This is a genomic window from Amorphoplanes digitatis (genome assembly GCF_014205335.1).
Lineage (GTDB): Bacteria > Actinomycetota > Actinomycetes > Mycobacteriales > Micromonosporaceae > Actinoplanes > Actinoplanes digitatus.
Map to the genome: position 1 here is coordinate 5909134 of NZ_JACHNH010000001.1, position 15149 is coordinate 5924282.

At 71.6% G+C, this 15149-nt stretch carries 12 protein-coding genes; 5 read left to right on the forward strand and 7 right to left on the reverse strand.

The features are described 5' to 3' along the window. Positions 1 to 2 precede the first annotated feature (2 nt). On the reverse strand, positions 3 to 452 hold the full coding sequence (locus tag BJ971_RS25960) for a DUF4396 domain-containing protein (RefSeq protein ID WP_184995812.1): 450 nt from the start codon (positions 450 to 452) through the stop codon (positions 3 to 5). Between the two features lie 109 nt (positions 453 to 561). On the opposite strand from BJ971_RS25960, the gene BJ971_RS25965 reads away from it, so the two are divergent. Next, entirely contained in the window at positions 562 to 1299 is a 738-nt protein-coding gene (locus BJ971_RS25965; RefSeq protein WP_184995813.1) for a DsbA family protein, read from the forward strand. After that, positions 1299 to 1919, forward strand: coding sequence for a vitamin K epoxide reductase family protein (locus BJ971_RS25970; RefSeq protein ID WP_184995814.1), 621 nt, complete (start codon positions 1299 to 1301; stop codon positions 1917 to 1919). Before BJ971_RS25965 ends, BJ971_RS25970 begins: the two co-directional genes overlap by 1 nt. Here BJ971_RS25970 and BJ971_RS25975 read toward each other — a convergent pair. The 4 genes from BJ971_RS25975 to BJ971_RS25990 all read right to left on the reverse strand — a co-directional run bounded on the left by BJ971_RS25975 (position 1888) and on the right by BJ971_RS25990 (position 5451). Then, positions 1888 to 2928, reverse strand: a complete 1041-nt coding sequence (locus BJ971_RS25975; RefSeq protein ID WP_184995815.1) for a serine hydrolase domain-containing protein — start codon at positions 2926 to 2928, stop codon at positions 1888 to 1890. The two genes, BJ971_RS25970 and BJ971_RS25975, sit on opposite strands and share 32 nt — an antisense overlap. Before the next feature lie 40 nt (positions 2929 to 2968). Further along, positions 2969 to 3166, reverse strand: a complete 198-nt coding sequence (locus BJ971_RS42680) for a hypothetical protein (protein WP_221478841.1) — start codon at positions 3164 to 3166, stop codon at positions 2969 to 2971. Positions 3167 to 3289: 123 nt separating this feature from the next. Continuing rightward, positions 3290 to 4105, reverse strand: coding sequence for a DUF8832 domain-containing protein (locus tag BJ971_RS25985; RefSeq protein WP_239087155.1), 816 nt, complete (start codon positions 4103 to 4105; stop codon positions 3290 to 3292). Between the two features lie 38 nt (positions 4106 to 4143). Continuing rightward, positions 4144 to 5451 carry a choice-of-anchor B family protein gene (locus BJ971_RS25990; protein ID WP_184995816.1) on the reverse strand — a complete coding sequence of 436 codons (1308 nt, stop codon included), beginning with the start codon at positions 5449 to 5451 and terminating at the stop codon, positions 4144 to 4146. 291 nt (positions 5452 to 5742) lie between these two features. Between BJ971_RS25990 and adhE the strand changes: the two genes are divergently transcribed. The 3 genes from adhE to pflA all read left to right on the forward strand — a co-directional run bounded on the left by adhE (position 5743) and on the right by pflA (position 11570). Further along, a complete protein-coding gene (adhE, locus tag BJ971_RS25995; protein ID WP_184995817.1) occupies positions 5743 to 8412 on the forward strand; it encodes a bifunctional acetaldehyde-CoA/alcohol dehydrogenase in 2670 nt (889 codons plus the stop codon). Positions 8413 to 8493: 81 nt separating this feature from the next. Continuing rightward, positions 8494 to 10752 (forward strand): formate C-acetyltransferase, encoded by a 2259-nt coding sequence (gene pflB / locus BJ971_RS26000; RefSeq protein ID WP_184995818.1) that lies wholly within the window; start codon positions 8494 to 8496, stop codon positions 10750 to 10752. Beyond that, on the forward strand, positions 10749 to 11570 hold the full coding sequence (pflA, locus tag BJ971_RS26005; protein ID WP_239087154.1) for a pyruvate formate-lyase-activating protein: 822 nt from the start codon (positions 10749 to 10751) through the stop codon (positions 11568 to 11570). The genes pflB and pflA overlap by 4 nt, the downstream gene beginning before the upstream one ends. Before the next feature lie 5 nt (positions 11571 to 11575). Here pflA and BJ971_RS26010 read toward each other — a convergent pair whose 3' ends face one another. Together BJ971_RS26010 and BJ971_RS26015 are read right to left on the reverse strand one after the other, a co-directional pair. Next, a complete protein-coding gene (locus BJ971_RS26010) occupies positions 11576 to 14521 on the reverse strand; it encodes a hypothetical protein (RefSeq protein ID WP_184995819.1) in 2946 nt (981 codons plus the stop codon). Further along, positions 14514 to 14993, reverse strand: coding sequence for a hypothetical protein (locus tag BJ971_RS26015; RefSeq protein ID WP_184995820.1), 480 nt, complete (start codon positions 14991 to 14993; stop codon positions 14514 to 14516). The genes BJ971_RS26010 and BJ971_RS26015 overlap by 8 nt, the downstream gene beginning before the upstream one ends. Between the last annotated feature and the right edge of the window lie 156 nt (positions 14994 to 15149).

The window sequence follows — 15149 nt, forward strand, 5'->3', positions numbered from 1 at the left end:
CCTCAGTGTGCGTGATGGTAATGGTGCACCACCGCGTGGCCCCGGCCCCGCGAGATCATCCACCGGTTCACCGGGGTGGTCAGCACGAACGCCACCACCAGCGAGAACGCCAGGGCGCCCCAGAACAGCGCACTGGTCAGCCCGGCGTCCATCGCGCCGGGCACCGCGACGATGACCGCGTTGTCGATCAGCTCCATCACGGCGATCGAGACGGTGTCGGCCGCCAGCGCGATCTTCAGCGCGGCCCGGAGGCCGACGCCGGCGCGCAGCACGCCCCGCATGGTCAGCGCGTAGCCGAACACGAACGCCAGGGCGATCGAGAGCGCCACGGTGGCGGCGTTGTGCAGCCCGGCCGCGGTGCCGATCACCATGCCGAGCACCTCGCCGATCGCGCAGCCGGTGAGGCAGTGCAGCGTCGCCGCCGCCGCAGTCCTCCATGTCGCCTGAGTCATGCGGGCCAATATACCCCCCAGGGGTATATCCCGCAACGGCGTCCGCCGATCTGGCCATGCGGTCGGCCGATCCCTCCTAGCCTGAAGAAGGGCGAGCACGGGGGAAACAGTGGCCAAGCAACCGGGCAAGGGCGCAAGGACGGTCGCCGTGAAGGCCGACGGCGGGCCGCGGTGGCCGCTGATCGTCGGCGCGGTCGTCATCGTCGGGCTGGTCGTCGCGATCGTGGTCACGATCGTGAAGAGCGGCGACACCGATTCCACGGTCCGGCCCGCCGTGTCCGGTCCGGTCGTGCCGCCGCAGGGCAGCGAGGACGGCGCGCTGGTCACCGGCCGCGCCGAGGCACCGGTCCGGCTGGAGGTGTACGCGGACTACATGTGCCCGTACTGCGGCCGGTTCGAACGCGCCAACGGCGCCGAGATCGCCCGGCTGATCGGCGCCGGCACCGTGCGCCAGTACCTGCACCCGCTGGCCTTCCTCGACGAGCAGTCGGAGGGGACCCGCTACTCCAGCCGGGCCGCCAACGCCGCCGCGACCGTGCAGGACCAGGCGCCGGACAAGCTGCTCGCGTTCAACGCGGCGCTCTACGCCGACCAGCCCGCCGAGGGCAGCAAGGGCCTGTCCGACGAGCAGATCGCCGGGCTGGCCCGCCAGGCCGGCGTGCCGGAGCCGGTCGTCGCCACGTTCGACCGGGGGACCTTCGAGCCGTGGGTCGCCGCCGGAACCGACGCGGCGTTCGCCGCGGGCCTCCAGGGCACGCCGTTCGTGAAGATCGACGGCAAGGTGTTCGAGGGCGACCTGTACACGGTCGGCCCGCTGACCCAGGCGATCACCCAGGCGGCCGGCTGATGCGGGACCCGCTGACCTGGTTCCGTCAGCTGCGCCACGCCGACGCCTGGATCTACGGCACGATGCTGTTCTCGGCGTGCCTGAGCCTGCTTGCCTCGTTCGTCCTGTCGGTCGACGCGGTGCGCCTGGCCGCGGACCCGCACCTCAACCTCTCCTGCGACATCAACGACGTGATCAGCTGCGGCACGGTCGCGGAGAGCTGGCAGGCGCAGCTGTTCGGCTTCCCGAACGCGTTCCTCGGGCTGGTCGCGGAGCCCGTCGTGATCACCATCGCCGTCGCGAGCCTGGCGGGGGTCCGGTTCCCCCGCGGGTTCATGTTCGCCGCCCAGGTGGTCTACACCGTCGGCGTCGTCTTCGCGTACTGGCTGCTGTACCAGGCGATGGTCAACATCGGCGCGCTGTGCCCGTGGTGCCTGCTGGTCACCGTCTCCACCACGCTGGTCTTCGGCACGCTCACCCACGTGAACATCCGGGACGACAACCTGTATCTGCCCGAGCGGGCGCAGCGGGCCGCGGCCCGCTTCATCGACGCGGACTACGACGTCCTCGTGATCACGATCTGGCTGCTCACCCTCGCCCTGATCGTCGTCAGCAAGTACGGCACCGCGCTGTTCGGCTGACGGGCAGGCGGTGGCAGATGAACTCGGAGACCTGCGAGGCGATGGGCGGGTCGAGGTTGGCCAGCACGGCGACGACATGGCCGGAGTCGGGAAAAATCGTCAGCTCGGCGCTCGCGCCCGGCGATCCGCCGGTGTGGCCGAGCGTACGGATGCCGTAGACCGTGCGATCGACGAAGCCGTAGGCGACGCACCTGCCGCTCCAGCCGGCGTTCAGCTTCGCCGTGGTCATCAGGGCGGTGTGCCGCGCGTCGAGCAGCCGGTTGCCGGTCAGCGCGGTGGCGAACCGCCACAGGTCCTCGACAGTGGTGTAGCCGCCGCCCGCGGGCGAGCCCCGGTACGGCAGGGTGTCGGTGTCGCGGAAGACCTGCCCGTCCTCGGCCGTGTATCCGACGGCCAGATCGGCCACCGGCGTGTCGAACGGCAGCGCGCCGCTGCGCCGCATCCCCGCCGGCGCGAACACGTGGTCGTCGACGTAGTCGTAGTAGCTCTGCCCGCTGACCCGCTCGATCACGGCGCCCAGCAGGATGAACCCGTAGTTGCTGTAGTCGAACCAGGCGCCGGGCTCGAAGCGCCGTGCCCGCTCGCCGAACAGCCGCAGGTAGTCCGCGACGGTGCGGAGCTCGGTGCGATGTTCCTCGTACTCCGGCGAGAAGAAGTCCCCGGTGCCGCCGGTGTGGGTCAGCAGGTGATGGACGGTGACCTTGCTGGCGACCTCGGAGTTGGGGTAGTCGCTCAGGTAGGTGCCCACCGGCGCGTCGGGATCCACCAGGCCGGCCTGGATCAGCCGCACCACCGCCACCGCGGTGAACATCTTGGTGAGCGAACCGTTGCGGAAGCGGGTCGACACCTCGTTCGGGATCTTCCGCTCCCGGTCCGCCATGCCGTACGCCTCGGCCAGGATCCTCTCGTCGCGCCGACAGACCAGCACGGCTCCGGCGAATCGCTCCTGTTCGGACTCCGGTGCCGCGATCGCCCGGAAGCCGCGCATCCATTCGTCAGCGTCACCCATCCCGCGACGCTATGCCGACAGCCGCGGGCCGCACACCGAATTAACCGCTAGCGTCGGCCCTCTGCTCCAGCTGCACCGGATCGACCCGGAGACGCCGCTCGCCGATCAGCTCGGGACGCTGCGCGAGCTGCGGGCCGAGGGCAAGATCGGGCGGATCGGGACGGCGGCGGGTGTCGCCGCCGTGGCGGCCGAGGTCGGCGCCACCGTGACCCAGGTCTCGCTCGCCTGGCTGCTGCACCGTTCGCCGTTGATGCTGCCGATTCCGGATACCGCCCGGGTGGAGCATCTCGAGGAGAACCTGGCCGCCGAGGGCTTCGCCTCTCCCCCGCCCAGCTCACCGTCCTGGACGGACTGCGAGAGGTCAGGTCGTGAAGATGGTGAAGGCCACCTGACGGACCGCGCCGCCGGCGCGGAACTGAAGGAACAGCCGCTTGTCGCCGCGTTCGGCGAAGGCGGCGTGGAAGGCGAGCACGCCGTCCGCCGGCGCGGCGCCGGTGGCGTTGGCCGGCAGCGGGTGCAGGTGCTTGAGGCCCTGCGTGCGCACCTCGAAGTTGGACAGGTGCGCGTACGCGCCGAGGTACGGCTCCAGCGCCGCCGGCCGGCCGTCGCGGAGCACCTGGAACCGCAGCGCGGTCTGCGTGCCCGAGGCCAGGTCGGCGACGCCGTCGAGGCGGCGCACGGTGTACGGGCCCGACCTGATCTCCGCGCGCGGCGCGGGCACCGGCACCATGGCGGTGTCGCCGGCGATGACGAAAGGCACGCCGAGGACGGTGGGATCGGCGCCCGCGGGACGGCCGTGCGGCGTGAACTCGACGTACACCCGGTAGGCGCCGCCGTCGGTGATGGTCACCGGCGCCGTCCACGCGCCGTCGACGACCTCGGGGTGCAGGTGCTGGTAGCCGGACAGGTCGTCGCGCAGCACGTACATGTGCATCGGCCTGGTGTGCACCTGCTGGAAGTCGGTGGCCGGGCCGGCCGGGCCGGTGACGCGCAGCGACACCCGGCCCGGGCCGCGGCCGGTGGGCAGGGCCAGCGGCTCCGCGCGGAAGCCGTCGTAGGCGTCGGAGAGCCCGTCGCTGTGGTAGGCGACCCGGGAGGGCGCCGGCGCCGGGGCCGCCGACGGCGCCCGGCTGTCGGCGAACAGGTAGGCGGCCCCGGCGAAACCGGCGAGCGTCACCGCCGCCGTCAGGCGGCGGTGACGCGAGGCGCGGCCGGTCAGCGTACGGCCGCCGCGCCGGTGGGCCGCACGAGGAACAGCCCGACGCCGATGCTCTGCACGGCGACCACTCCGTTCTTCAGGTACGGCAGGGCCATCCAGCTGCCGCTGTAGCCGCTGGCGTTGGAGGCCGGGTCGACGTCGAAGTAGCCGACCTCGGGCAGCTGTGCCGAGGCGGCGGACGAGGTGTCGAGGATCCGCAGGCCGCCGCGGTAGGCCGCCTGGTAGTGCCGATTGCCGACCGTGTAGCCGTTGTGGTTGACGAACTCGCCGCGGACGGCGACGTCCTTGCCGACGTAGCGGGCGGCGTCGAGCTTCTCGATGTTGTAGACGAACTCGGGGCTGCCGCCGCGCGTGCTGATCGTCTCGTCGTTGACGATCATGTGCTTGTAGTCGGCGGTCGCGAAGCCCTGGTGGATGAAGCTGGCGCCCGGGTGGGTGACGCTGGACAGGACCTTGATGTTCGCCTTGTCGGTGACGTCGAGGATCTGGAACCGCTTGCCCTGGCCGGTGAAGTTGAACGCGATCTCCCGGCCGGTGTACCGGGTGTCCGGGCCGGCGTAGTTCACCACGACGGATTCGTGCGAATAGACCTCACGGTTGTAGCACCCGACCTGCCGGAGCGTGAGCGCCGTCTTGATGTCGTAGATGGTGAGGCCCTTGCTACAGGTGCTCGCCCCGGAGACGTACAGGAAGCCGGTGGTCTGGTTGATCCACAGGGTGTGGCTGTTCGTCAGGCCGGTGAAGCGGGCGTCGGCGGTGAACGTCTGCGGTGTGGTCACGCCGCGCAATTTGTTGAGGTTGAAGATCTGGATGCCGTGCGATACCGAATCCTTGCCGATGTAGGCGTAGTTCCGGTAGGTGCGGATGTCGCACCAGGACGAGCTGACGCCATTCGCGGACGGCAGATTCCCGAGGTATCTCGGGTTGCCCGGGTCGGTGACGTTGACGAAGGACACGCCGTTGGAGCGGCAGTACAGAATGTATTCGTTGCTGTCGGTGGTGTCGGACCAGTACCACATGCTCGACGAGCCGCCGCCGCCCAGCGCGGACTGCGGCAGGAAGCTGAGCAGGTCGACGTTCTTGCACGGGTACTTGTCGGCGAGGCCGTTGACGCAGGTCACCGGCGCGCCGGCGAGTCGCTCGCCGCTGCGCCAGGTGGGCTCGTAGATGCGGAGCAGCTCCGCCTGCTCGGTCTTGCCCTCCGGGGTGTCCGGGTCGTGCGCGGTGGCCGGCGGACCCGCGAAGGCCAGCAACAGCAGGAGCGTGGTGGCGGCAAGCGTCGTGCGACGTACTCCTCGGAGCATGGTCAACGCCCTTTCGCGCGGAGGAGTCGGCGCGGGCAGGGTGTGGCACGCGCCGGGTGCGTGCCTGAACGCTAGGCATCCATTCGATGCACGTCAATATAGATGGGATGGTTTGGGCGCCATATTCATACGGAAGCGTACCGTCATATCGCACGGCAGATAGGCCAGACGTTATGAACGTATCCGGATGGTCAGACGTTGGTATTCGTCGATTCGGTGCGCCACGGCGACGGGCGGGGGTCATCCTCGAACGGAACGCCTGCCGCCGGATACCGATGGGGTGACGGAACCATGACCGATGTCTCGATCATGATCGATGGCCTGGCGTCCGCCGGGTTGAAGGCCCTCGCCGACTACGAGGCCTTCGACCAGGAGCAGATCGACCACATCGTGAAGAAGGCCTCGGTCGCGGCCCTCGACCAGCACGCCGAGCTGGCGCGACTCGCCGTCGAGGAGACCGGCCGGGGCATCTTCGAGGACAAGGCCGTCAAGAACATCTTCGCGTGCGAGCACGTCACGCACAGCATGGCGAGCCTGCGCACCGTCGGCGTGATCAGCGAGGACGACGTCACCGGGATCACGGAGATCGCCGATCCGGTCGGCGTGATCGCCGGGATCACCCCGACCACCAACCCGACCTCGACGGCGATCTTCAAGGCCCTGCTGGCGCTCAAGACCCGCAACCCGATCGTGTTCGCGTTCCACCCGGCCGCGCAGCGGTGCAGCGTCGCCGCGGCACGGGTCGTCCGGGACGCCGCGATCGCGGCCGGGGCGCCGGAGAACTGCATCCAGTGGATCGAGCACCCGTCCGTCGAGGCCACCACCGCCCTCATGCACCACAGCGGCATCGCCACGATCCTGGCCACCGGCGGCAACAACATGGTCAAGGCGGCGTACTCGGCGGGCAAGCCGGCGCTGGGCGTCGGTGCCGGCAACGTGCCGGCCTGGATCGAGGCGAGCGCGAAACTGCCGCGGGCCGTCAACGACATCGTGTTGTCGAAGTCGTTCGACAACGGCATGGTCTGCGCCTCCGAGCAGGCGGCGATCATCGACGACACGATTTACGACGCCGCGCTGGAGGAGTTCCGCGGGCTGGGCGCGTACCTGGTCTCCGCCGAGGAGAAGCAGAAGCTGGAGGAGTTCATCTTCGGCACCGCCGCCTTCGGCACCTCGTGCAGCGGCGCGCGGCTCAACCACGACGTGGTGGGCATGTCACCGGCCTGGATCGCCGAGAACGCCGGGTTCAGCGTCCCGCCGGAGACCTCGGTGCTGCTGGCCGAGGTCGGCGAGGTCGGCGTGAACGAGCCGCTGACGCGGGAGAAGCTGTGCCCGGTCCTGGCCGTGCTGCGGGTCGGCTCGCGCGAGGAGGGCATGCGGGCCGCCACCGAGATGGTGGAGTTCCACGGGCTCGGCCACAGCGCGGTGATCCACACCGAGGACCCGGACCTCGTCGTGGAGTTCGGTAAGCGGGTCAGGGCGGTCCGGGTGATCTGGAACTCGCCGGCGTCGCAGGGCGGCATCGGCGACATGTACAACGCGTTCCTGCCGTCGCTGACGCTGGGCTGCGGCAGCTACGGCGGCAACTCGGTCTCGGACAACGTGTCGGCGGTCAACCTCATCAACATCAAGCGGATCGGGCGGCGCACCAACAACATGCAGTGGTTCAAGGTGCCGTCGAAGATCTACTTCGAGCCGCACGCCATCCGCTACCTGAGCGACATGCCCGACGTGCGGCGGGTCACCGTCGTCACCGACGCGACGATGACCCGGCTCGGCTTCGTCGACCGGATCAGCCGGGTACTCCAGCGTCACCCGAACCGGGTGGTGCTCCAGATCATCGACGACATCGAACCGGAACCGCGGATGACCACCGTCGACCGCGGCGCCGAGCTGATGCGCGCGTTCCGCCCGGACACGATCATCGCGCTCGGCGGCGGCTCGGCGATGGACGCGGCCAAGGTGATGTGGCTCAAGTACGAGCACCCGGAGGTCGACTTCGAGGACATGCGGCAGAAGTTCTTCGACATCCGCAAGCGGGCGTTCGCGTTCCCGGCCCTCGGCGAGCGGGCCCGGCTGGTCTGCGTGCCGACGACGTCGGGCACCGGCGCGGAGGTGACGCCGTTCGCGGTCATCACCGACCACCGCACCGGCAAGAAGTACCCGCTCGCCGACTACGCGCTGACCCCGACGGTCGCGATCGTCGATTCGGCGCTGACCGCGAGCATGCCGCGGGCGATCGCCGCCGACAGCGGGTTCGACGCGCTCACCCACGCGATCGAGGCGTACGTGTCGGTCTACGCCAACGACTTCACCGACGGCCTCGCCCTGCACGCCATCCGGCTGATCTTCGCCAACCTCGAGGACTCGGTGATGAACGGCGACGCCGACGCCCGGGAGCGGATGCACAACGCCGGCACGATCGCCGGGATGGCGTTCGGCAGCGCCTTCCTCGGCATCGTGCACGCCATGTCACACACGCTCGGCGGCACGTACCACATCGCGCACGGCCGCACCAACGCGGTGCTGCTGCCGCACGTGATCCGCTACAACGGCAGCGCGCCCTCGAAGCTGTCCGGCTGGCCGAAGTACGAGAGCTACACCGCGCCGCGGCGCTTCGCCGAGATCGCCGGCATGCTCGGCCTGCCGGCCGACAGCCCGGACGAGGCGGTGGAGGCGCTCGCCGCCGCGGTCGAGCGGCTGCGGACCGCGGTCGGCATCGAGTCGTCGTTCGCGGAGCTCGGCATCGACGAGCAGACGTTCCTCGCCGCGCTGCCGCAGCAGGCCCTCAACGCGTACGAGGACCAGTGCGCGCCGGCCAACCCGCGCGCGCCGATGCTCGACGACATGCAGAAGCTCATGGTCGCGGCCTACCACGGGACCCGGCCGGAGCTGCCGGGGCGCCGGCCCGATGCGCGTACCAGGGTGAAGATCCGCGCGGAGTCGCCCGCCGCCGCGCGCTGACGTCAGACCGATGGCGTTCAACGGACATCCCGCGGTGGCTGGACCACCATGGGAGGTGGGACACCACCCGGGGGGATCGACATGAGCGCGACCGTTATCGACACGACCGCCACCGGTCTCGACCCGTGGCGCGGGTTCGCCGGTGACGACTGGCGGACCGGCATCGCGGTACGCGACTTCATCCAGGCCAACTACGAGCCGTACACCGGCGACGCGTCGTTCCTGGCCGGACCGACCGACCGGACCCGCGGCATCTGGGACAAGCTGTCGGCGATGTTCCCGGCCGAGCGGGAACGCGGCGTCTACGACGTCGACGCGGTCACCCCGTCGACGATCACCAGCCACCAGCCCGGCTACATCGACAACAGGAACGAGCTGATCGTCGGGCTGCAGACCGACGCGCCGCTGCGCCGCGCGATCATCCCGAACGGCGGCTGGCGGATGGTCGAGGGCGGGCTCAGGGCGTACGGGTACGAGCCCGACCCGGCCGTCGCGGAGATCTTCACCAAGTACCGCAAGACCCACAACGACGGCGTCTTCGACGCGTACACCCCGGACATCCTCGCCGCCCGCCGGTCGCACATCATCACCGGACTGCCCGACGCGTACGGCCGCGGCCGGATCATCGGCGACTACCGGCGCGTCGCCCTGTACGGCGTCGACGCGCTGATCACCGCGAAGCAGGCCGACAAGGACGCCTGCGCGGCGCAGCCGATGACCGAGGACACCGTGCGCCGCCGCGAGGAGCTGTCCGAGCAGATACGCGCCCTTGCCGAGCTCAAGCGGATGGCGTCCTCCTACGGGTACGACATCGCGGGACCGGCCCGCACCGGCCGGCAGGCCATCCAGTGGCTGTACTTCGCCTACCTGGCCGCGGTGAAGGAGCAGAACGGCGCCGCGATGTCGCTGGGCCGCACGTCCACGTTCATCGACATCTTCCTCCAGCGCGACATCGCCGAGCACCGGCTCACCGAGTCGCAGGCGCAGGAGCTGGTCGACGACTTCGTGATCAAGCTGCGGATCGTGCGGTTCCTGCGCACCCCGGAGTACGACGAGCTGTTCTCCGGCGACCCGACCTGGGTCACCGAGGCGATCGGCGGGATGGGCGCCGACGGCCGCCCGCTGGTCACCCGCAGCAGCTTCCGGTACCTGCAAACCCTCTACAACCTAGGCCCGGCGCCGGAGCCGAACCTGACAGTGCTCTGGTCGCCCGCGCTGCCGCGCGGATTCAAGGACTTCTGCGCGCAGGTGTCGATCGACACCAGCGCCATCCAGTACGAGTCCGACGACCTGATGCGCCCGCGCTTCGGCGACGACACCGCGATCGCCTGCTGCGTGTCCGCGATGGCCGTCGGCAAGCAGATGCAGTTCTTCGGCGCCCGGGTCAACCTCGCCAAGACCCTGCTGTACGCGATAAACGGCGGCCGCGACGAGAACAGCGGCGCACAGGTCGGCCCGGCCCTGCCGCCGCTGGAGGGCGACGTGCTCGACTACGAGCAGGTCGTCGCGCGGTTCGACACGATGATGGAGTGGCTGGCCGCCACCTACGTCAACGCACTCAACATCATCCACTACATGCACGACAAGTACGCCTACGAGCGCATCGAGATGGCCCTGCACGACACCGACATCCTGCGCACCCTGGCGTGCGGCATCGCCGGCCTGTCGGTCGCCGCCGACTCGCTGTCGGCGATCAAGCACGCCACCGTCCACCCGGTCCGCGAGGACGGCCTGATCGTCGACTACGTCGTCGACGGCTACTTCCCGGCGTACGGCAACAACGACGACCGCGTCGACTCCATCGCCGCCGGTCTGGTCGAGACGTTCATGGCCAAGATCCGCAAGCACCCGACATACCGGCAGGCGGTGCACACCCAGTCGGTGCTCACGATCACCTCGAACGTGGTCTACGGCAAGCACACCGGCAACACCCCGGACGGCCGCCGGGCCGGGCAGCCGTTCGCGCCGGGCGCCAACCCGATGAACGGCCGCGACAAGCACGGCATGGTCGCCGCGGCGCTGTCGGTGGCGAAGCTGCCGTACGAGCACGCCCTGGACGGGATCTCCCTGACCACCACGGTCACCCCGAACGGCCTCGGCAGCACCCGCGACGAGCAGGTACGCAACCTCGTCGGCGTCCTCGACGGCTACACCTCGACCTACGGGTTCCACATGAACGTCAACGTGCTCAACCGGGCCACCCTCGAGGACGCGATGGCGCACCCGGAGAACTATCCGCAGCTGACCATCCGGGTCTCGGGGTACGCGGTCAACTTCGTGCGCCTGACGCCGGAGCAGCAGCGCGACGTCGTCTCCCGCACCTTCCACGGCTCGCTGTGAACGCCACCGCGGTCCAGCGCCCCGACCTGGGAATCACCCCGGCCGAGACCCGCACGCCGCACGGTGAACTCGTCGCGATGGTGCACTCGTGGGACGTCGTGACCGCCGCCGACGGGCCCGGCACCCGGTTCGTCACGTTCTTCGCCGGCTGCCCCCTGCGCTGCCTGTACTGCCAGAACCCGGACACCTGGGAGGGCCGAAACGGCCAGCGCGTCACCCTCGACGACCTGGTCGGCAAGATGCTCGGCTTCAAGGCGTTCATCCAGGCGTCCGGCGGCGGCGTGACCGTCTCCGGCGGCGAGCCGCTGCTGCAGAGCACCTTCATCGAGGCGTACCTGCACCGCTGCAAGCAGGAGGGTATGCACACCGCCCTGGACACCGCCGGGTTCCTCGGCGTCCGGGCGAGCGACCGGCTGCTCGACGACACCGACCTGGTCCTGCTCGACATCAAGTCCAGCGACCCGGAGACGTACCGGAAGGTGACCGGCGTCGGCCTTGAGCCGACCCTCGCGTTCGGCGACCGTCTCGCCGCCCGGGGAAACCGCATCCGCATCCGGTTCGTCCTCGTGCCCGGCCTGACCGACGACCCGGACAACGTCGCCGGCGTCGCCGACATCGCCGCCGGCTGGGGCCCGGCCGAGGCGGGCGGCATCGTCGAGCAGGTCGACATCCTCGGCTACCACCGGCTCGGCGTCGCCAAGTACCGCGAGCTCGGTCAGGCGTATCCGCTGGCGGACACCCCGGCGGCGACGAACGAGCAGATCACCGCGGCCGCCGAACACTTCGCCCGCCGCAGCCTGCGCGTCACCACGTCCTGAACCGGTCATCTGTCGAGCCGGAGGCCGTCGACGATCGCGATCAGGAGCGCCTCGCCGAGCCGCTCGCGGTAGCCGAGCACCTCCGCCGACGGCGGCCCGCCGAAACCGCTGAGCAGGATCTCGACGGACACGAGGTTGTGCCCGACGAGTACCCGCTGCGACGACATCGTCGTCACCACGGGCAGCGTGCGCACCGGGCCGGTGAGCGTGAAGTCGGTGCGGTACGCCGGGTACGGCACGGCCGGTGCCGTCGCGCTCGCGTATCCGCCCTCCATCAGGCCGTTGTCGCTCGCCGCCGCCGGCAGCGTGAGGTGCCCGCACCGGTCGGTCAGCTCCTGATCGATCCGGAAGTCGCGGACCGGCGTCACGTACGACGTGATGCCGACGGTGACGGTCACCTCCGGGTGGGGGCCGACGGGCATCTTGTACTGCCGCGTGACGTTCGCGGTGCGGGGCCGCGCCCGCTCCGATTCCCGGTGGCGGATTAGTGCCGCGCGGCAGGTCTCGGGCCGGACGTCCGGGACCGTGCCGTCGTCCGCGGAGGCCGTCTCGACGCGCCGATGCCCGGCCGGCAGCAGCCGGTCGGCGACGACCAGCGCCGCGGCGGCCGCGGCGGCGTCGAGGGGACGACCCGGGTCGCCGCCGCCGACGGCGGCGGGCAGGGACGGCACCGCCGGTACCGCGAGGACGGGGACCGGTTCGCGGCCGGGCGCCGTCTCGAGGGAGGCCAGGTAGTCCGACCAGTCGTGCGGGCCGACCGCCAGCGGTGGCAGGGCGCCCCCGGCCAGCGCCACGCTGAGCACCCCGACGAGCACGCCCGCGGTGATCGCGGCGACGCGGCCGGTGGCCCGCCGCTGCTCGCGCCGCCGGTACCGGTCCGCGAGCAGCGCGCCGGCCAGCAGTACCGGCAGGGTCAGCACGGCCGCGAGGAAGAGCTGCCACATCGGCCAGCGGACCGCGGCGAGCAGCACGCCCAGGCTGCGCCCGCGGCCGCCGGCGGCGGCGACGCCGAACGTCACCGCGCCGGCCAGCGCCGCGGCGACGAACCCGCCGGCCAGCGCGCCGGGGATCGCGGGCACCGCCGCACCGCCCCGGCGGCCGTTCAGCAGCAGCACCGCCAGGACCACCCACCCGGCGGCGGCACAGATCATGGATCGCTGGCTGACAAGTACGAACAGCTGGTCGTCGGACCCGGCGGAGTCGATCCGGAGCCGCCAGGTCAGTCCGGCGGCGACGCCGCCGGCGAGCGCCGCGACACCGATCACCCACACCGCGACCGGCGCGGGCACCGCACGGCGGCCCCGCGCGGCGAGCACGCAGCCGGCCAGGACGAGCGGCGGCGCCCACCGCCACTCCCACAGCCCGGCGCCCATCAGCATGGTCCGGACCTGGCCGGGGTCCGGGGCCTGTAGGTATCCGATCAGGACCCAGATGGAGGTGGTGAACGCGACGGTCCACGCGGCCGCGCCGGCGAGGACCGCGCCGACGGCCCGGCCGGGCCGGTCCGCCGACACGGCGAGCCCGGCGGTCAGGACCGCCACGCCGGCGGTGACCACGGCCATTGTCCCGGCGCCGAGGGTGAGGTGGCCGGCGAACTGGGCCTGCCAGACCCCGGGGTTCATCCTCGTCGCCTGTCCAGGAGCCTGTACCAGGAACCCCGCGAGCGTGCCGAACACCGCGCCGGCCACGGGGCCCAGCCAGGTCGGCGCGCCGTCCGCGGTCGCCTGTCGTGCCCGGCGGCACCACGCCGGGACGAGCACGCCCGCCCACAGCAGACTCCCGGCGGCGGCCGCGAGGTTCAGCGGCAGCCGGGCGTCCCACCCCAGGCCGAGGCCGCCCAGGGCGACGTAGACGGACTGCACCGTCAACATCGCCAGCATTCCGGCGACCGCGCTGACGGCGAACCCGCCCTCCCACCGGTCCGCCGCGGCCGGGTCGAGGCCCGCCCGCACCGCCGGCGGCGGGTGCACCTCGAGCACCCGCCGGAACCACCCCGCCGGCCGCCGGGCTCCGTCGCCGAGCGGACCGAGCACGCTGTGCAGCGCGTGCGGGTCGCCGAGGACCTCCCGCGCGTAGCGGTCCGCCGCCAGCTCACGCCGGCGCAGCAACGCCGCCCGCAGGCCGAGCACGATCACCGTGAGCGCGACCGCCAGCGCGAGCGAGGGCAGGTACTGGTCGAGAAGCACCGATCGCTGCCGGGGCCACCGCGCCAGCGGACTCAGCGCCAGGAGCAGCACCGGAACGCTCAGCCAGCCCGTCCACCACACCGCCGCGGCCCAGGACACGTCGCGGGACCGCACGTGGGCGAGTTCGTGCAGCACCAGCACGTCGAACCGGGCCGGCTCCAGGTAGGCGTGGCCCAGCGGCAGCACGACCCGCGGGGCGGCGAACGGCAGGCCGGTGGTGAACGCCTGCCGCCCGGACGCGTACGGCGCGGTGAGGACGAGCCGGGGACGCCGCCGGCCGGTGAGCCCGAGCAGGTCGCACCAGGCCTCGAAGCGTTCCGCCGCGAGCCCGGCCGCGACGGTGTGCGCCGCGGGCACCGCGGCGCGCGACAGCCGCCTCCGCACCAGCACCGCCCCGCCGATCATCAGCAGCACGGCGGCCGCCGGCAGCAGGACGGCGCCGGCCAGCATGACCAGGCTCTGGTCGCGCGTCGTCGGCGTGGCGCACGTCTGGATCCGCTCCCGGATCTCGGGGCTCCGCTGCCTCGGCGAATCGACCCGTAGCAGGGCCCGCCAGTCGATGCCCTGCTCGCCCAGGCAGCGGATCGCGGCCGTCACCTGCGGCGCGCCGTACGAGTCGCGCGCCGCCGCCGCGGCGCCGCCACCGAGCAGCATCAGCGCCACCGCCACCAGGACGTACGTTCCCGCGAGGCGGCGCGGCGGCGCGACCGTCGGCGAACCGGCGACGGCGGGCGACGGCCGCGGGTCCGCGGCCGGGCTACTCATCGACGGGGTCGGCCTCCGCCAGCGCCTGGCACAGCGCCCCGTGCACGGCGTCGGCGAGCATCGTCGCCTCGGCCGGGCCGAGCCCGAGCGTCGTCGCGTGCCGCACGCACGCCGCCCGCACCGCCTCGGCCTGGTCCGCGTCGAGCGTCACGCGCGTGGCCGGCCCGGGTCGGGCATCCCGGCGGCGCCGGAACCACCGGCGCCGGCGGCCCCACGCGGCGACCGTCGCGGCACCCAGCACCTCCGCCACGGCGCCGAGCAGCACCTGGCCGATCACCTCGGCGAGCAGCACCGGCTCGATCCCGGATCCGACCGATCCCCCGGTACCGCCGCGGCGCCCGGCACCGGCGTCCCACCGCGCCGTGGCCGCCGTGAACAGGTCGATCTGGTCCGGCGCGGCGGTGAGCACCGCCGCGCGCGCCAACTGTCCCAACTCGACGGTCACCGTCTTGGCGGTGGTGCGTTCAGGCACATGAACTCCTCGTGACGGATCGAGATCAGTGCGTACAGGATAGACGGACCTGACACCGCGGCGAGGGCCTGTGCGGGTCAGCGTCGTCTCGCCGCGGGCGTGCCCAGCACCGTCGCCGTACGAGGTTGATTGCGGGTACCGGGGTACCGGTCGGTG

Excerpts from the sequence above, each read along its gene's own strand:
- BJ971_RS25990 (WP_184995816.1), bottom strand. The coding sequence starts at position 5,451 with ATGCTCCGAGGAGTACGTCGCACGACGCTTGCCGCCACCACGCTCCTG.
- BJ971_RS25975 (WP_184995815.1), bottom strand. The coding sequence starts at position 2,928 with ATGGGTGACGCTGACGAATGGATGCGCGGCTTCCGGGCGATCGCGGCA.
- pflB (WP_184995818.1), top strand. The coding sequence starts at position 8,494 with ATGAGCGCGACCGTTATCGACACGACCGCCACCGGTCTCGACCCGTGG.
- adhE (WP_184995817.1), top strand. The coding sequence starts at position 5,743 with ATGACCGATGTCTCGATCATGATCGATGGCCTGGCGTCCGCCGGGTTG.
- BJ971_RS26010 (WP_184995819.1), bottom strand. The coding sequence starts at position 14,521 with ATGAGTAGCCCGGCCGCGGACCCGCGGCCGTCGCCCGCCGTCGCCGGT.
- BJ971_RS25970 (WP_184995814.1), top strand. The coding sequence starts at position 1,299 with ATGCGGGACCCGCTGACCTGGTTCCGTCAGCTGCGCCACGCCGACGCC.
- BJ971_RS25960 (WP_184995812.1), bottom strand. The coding sequence starts at position 452 with ATGACTCAGGCGACATGGAGGACTGCGGCGGCGGCGACGCTGCACTGC.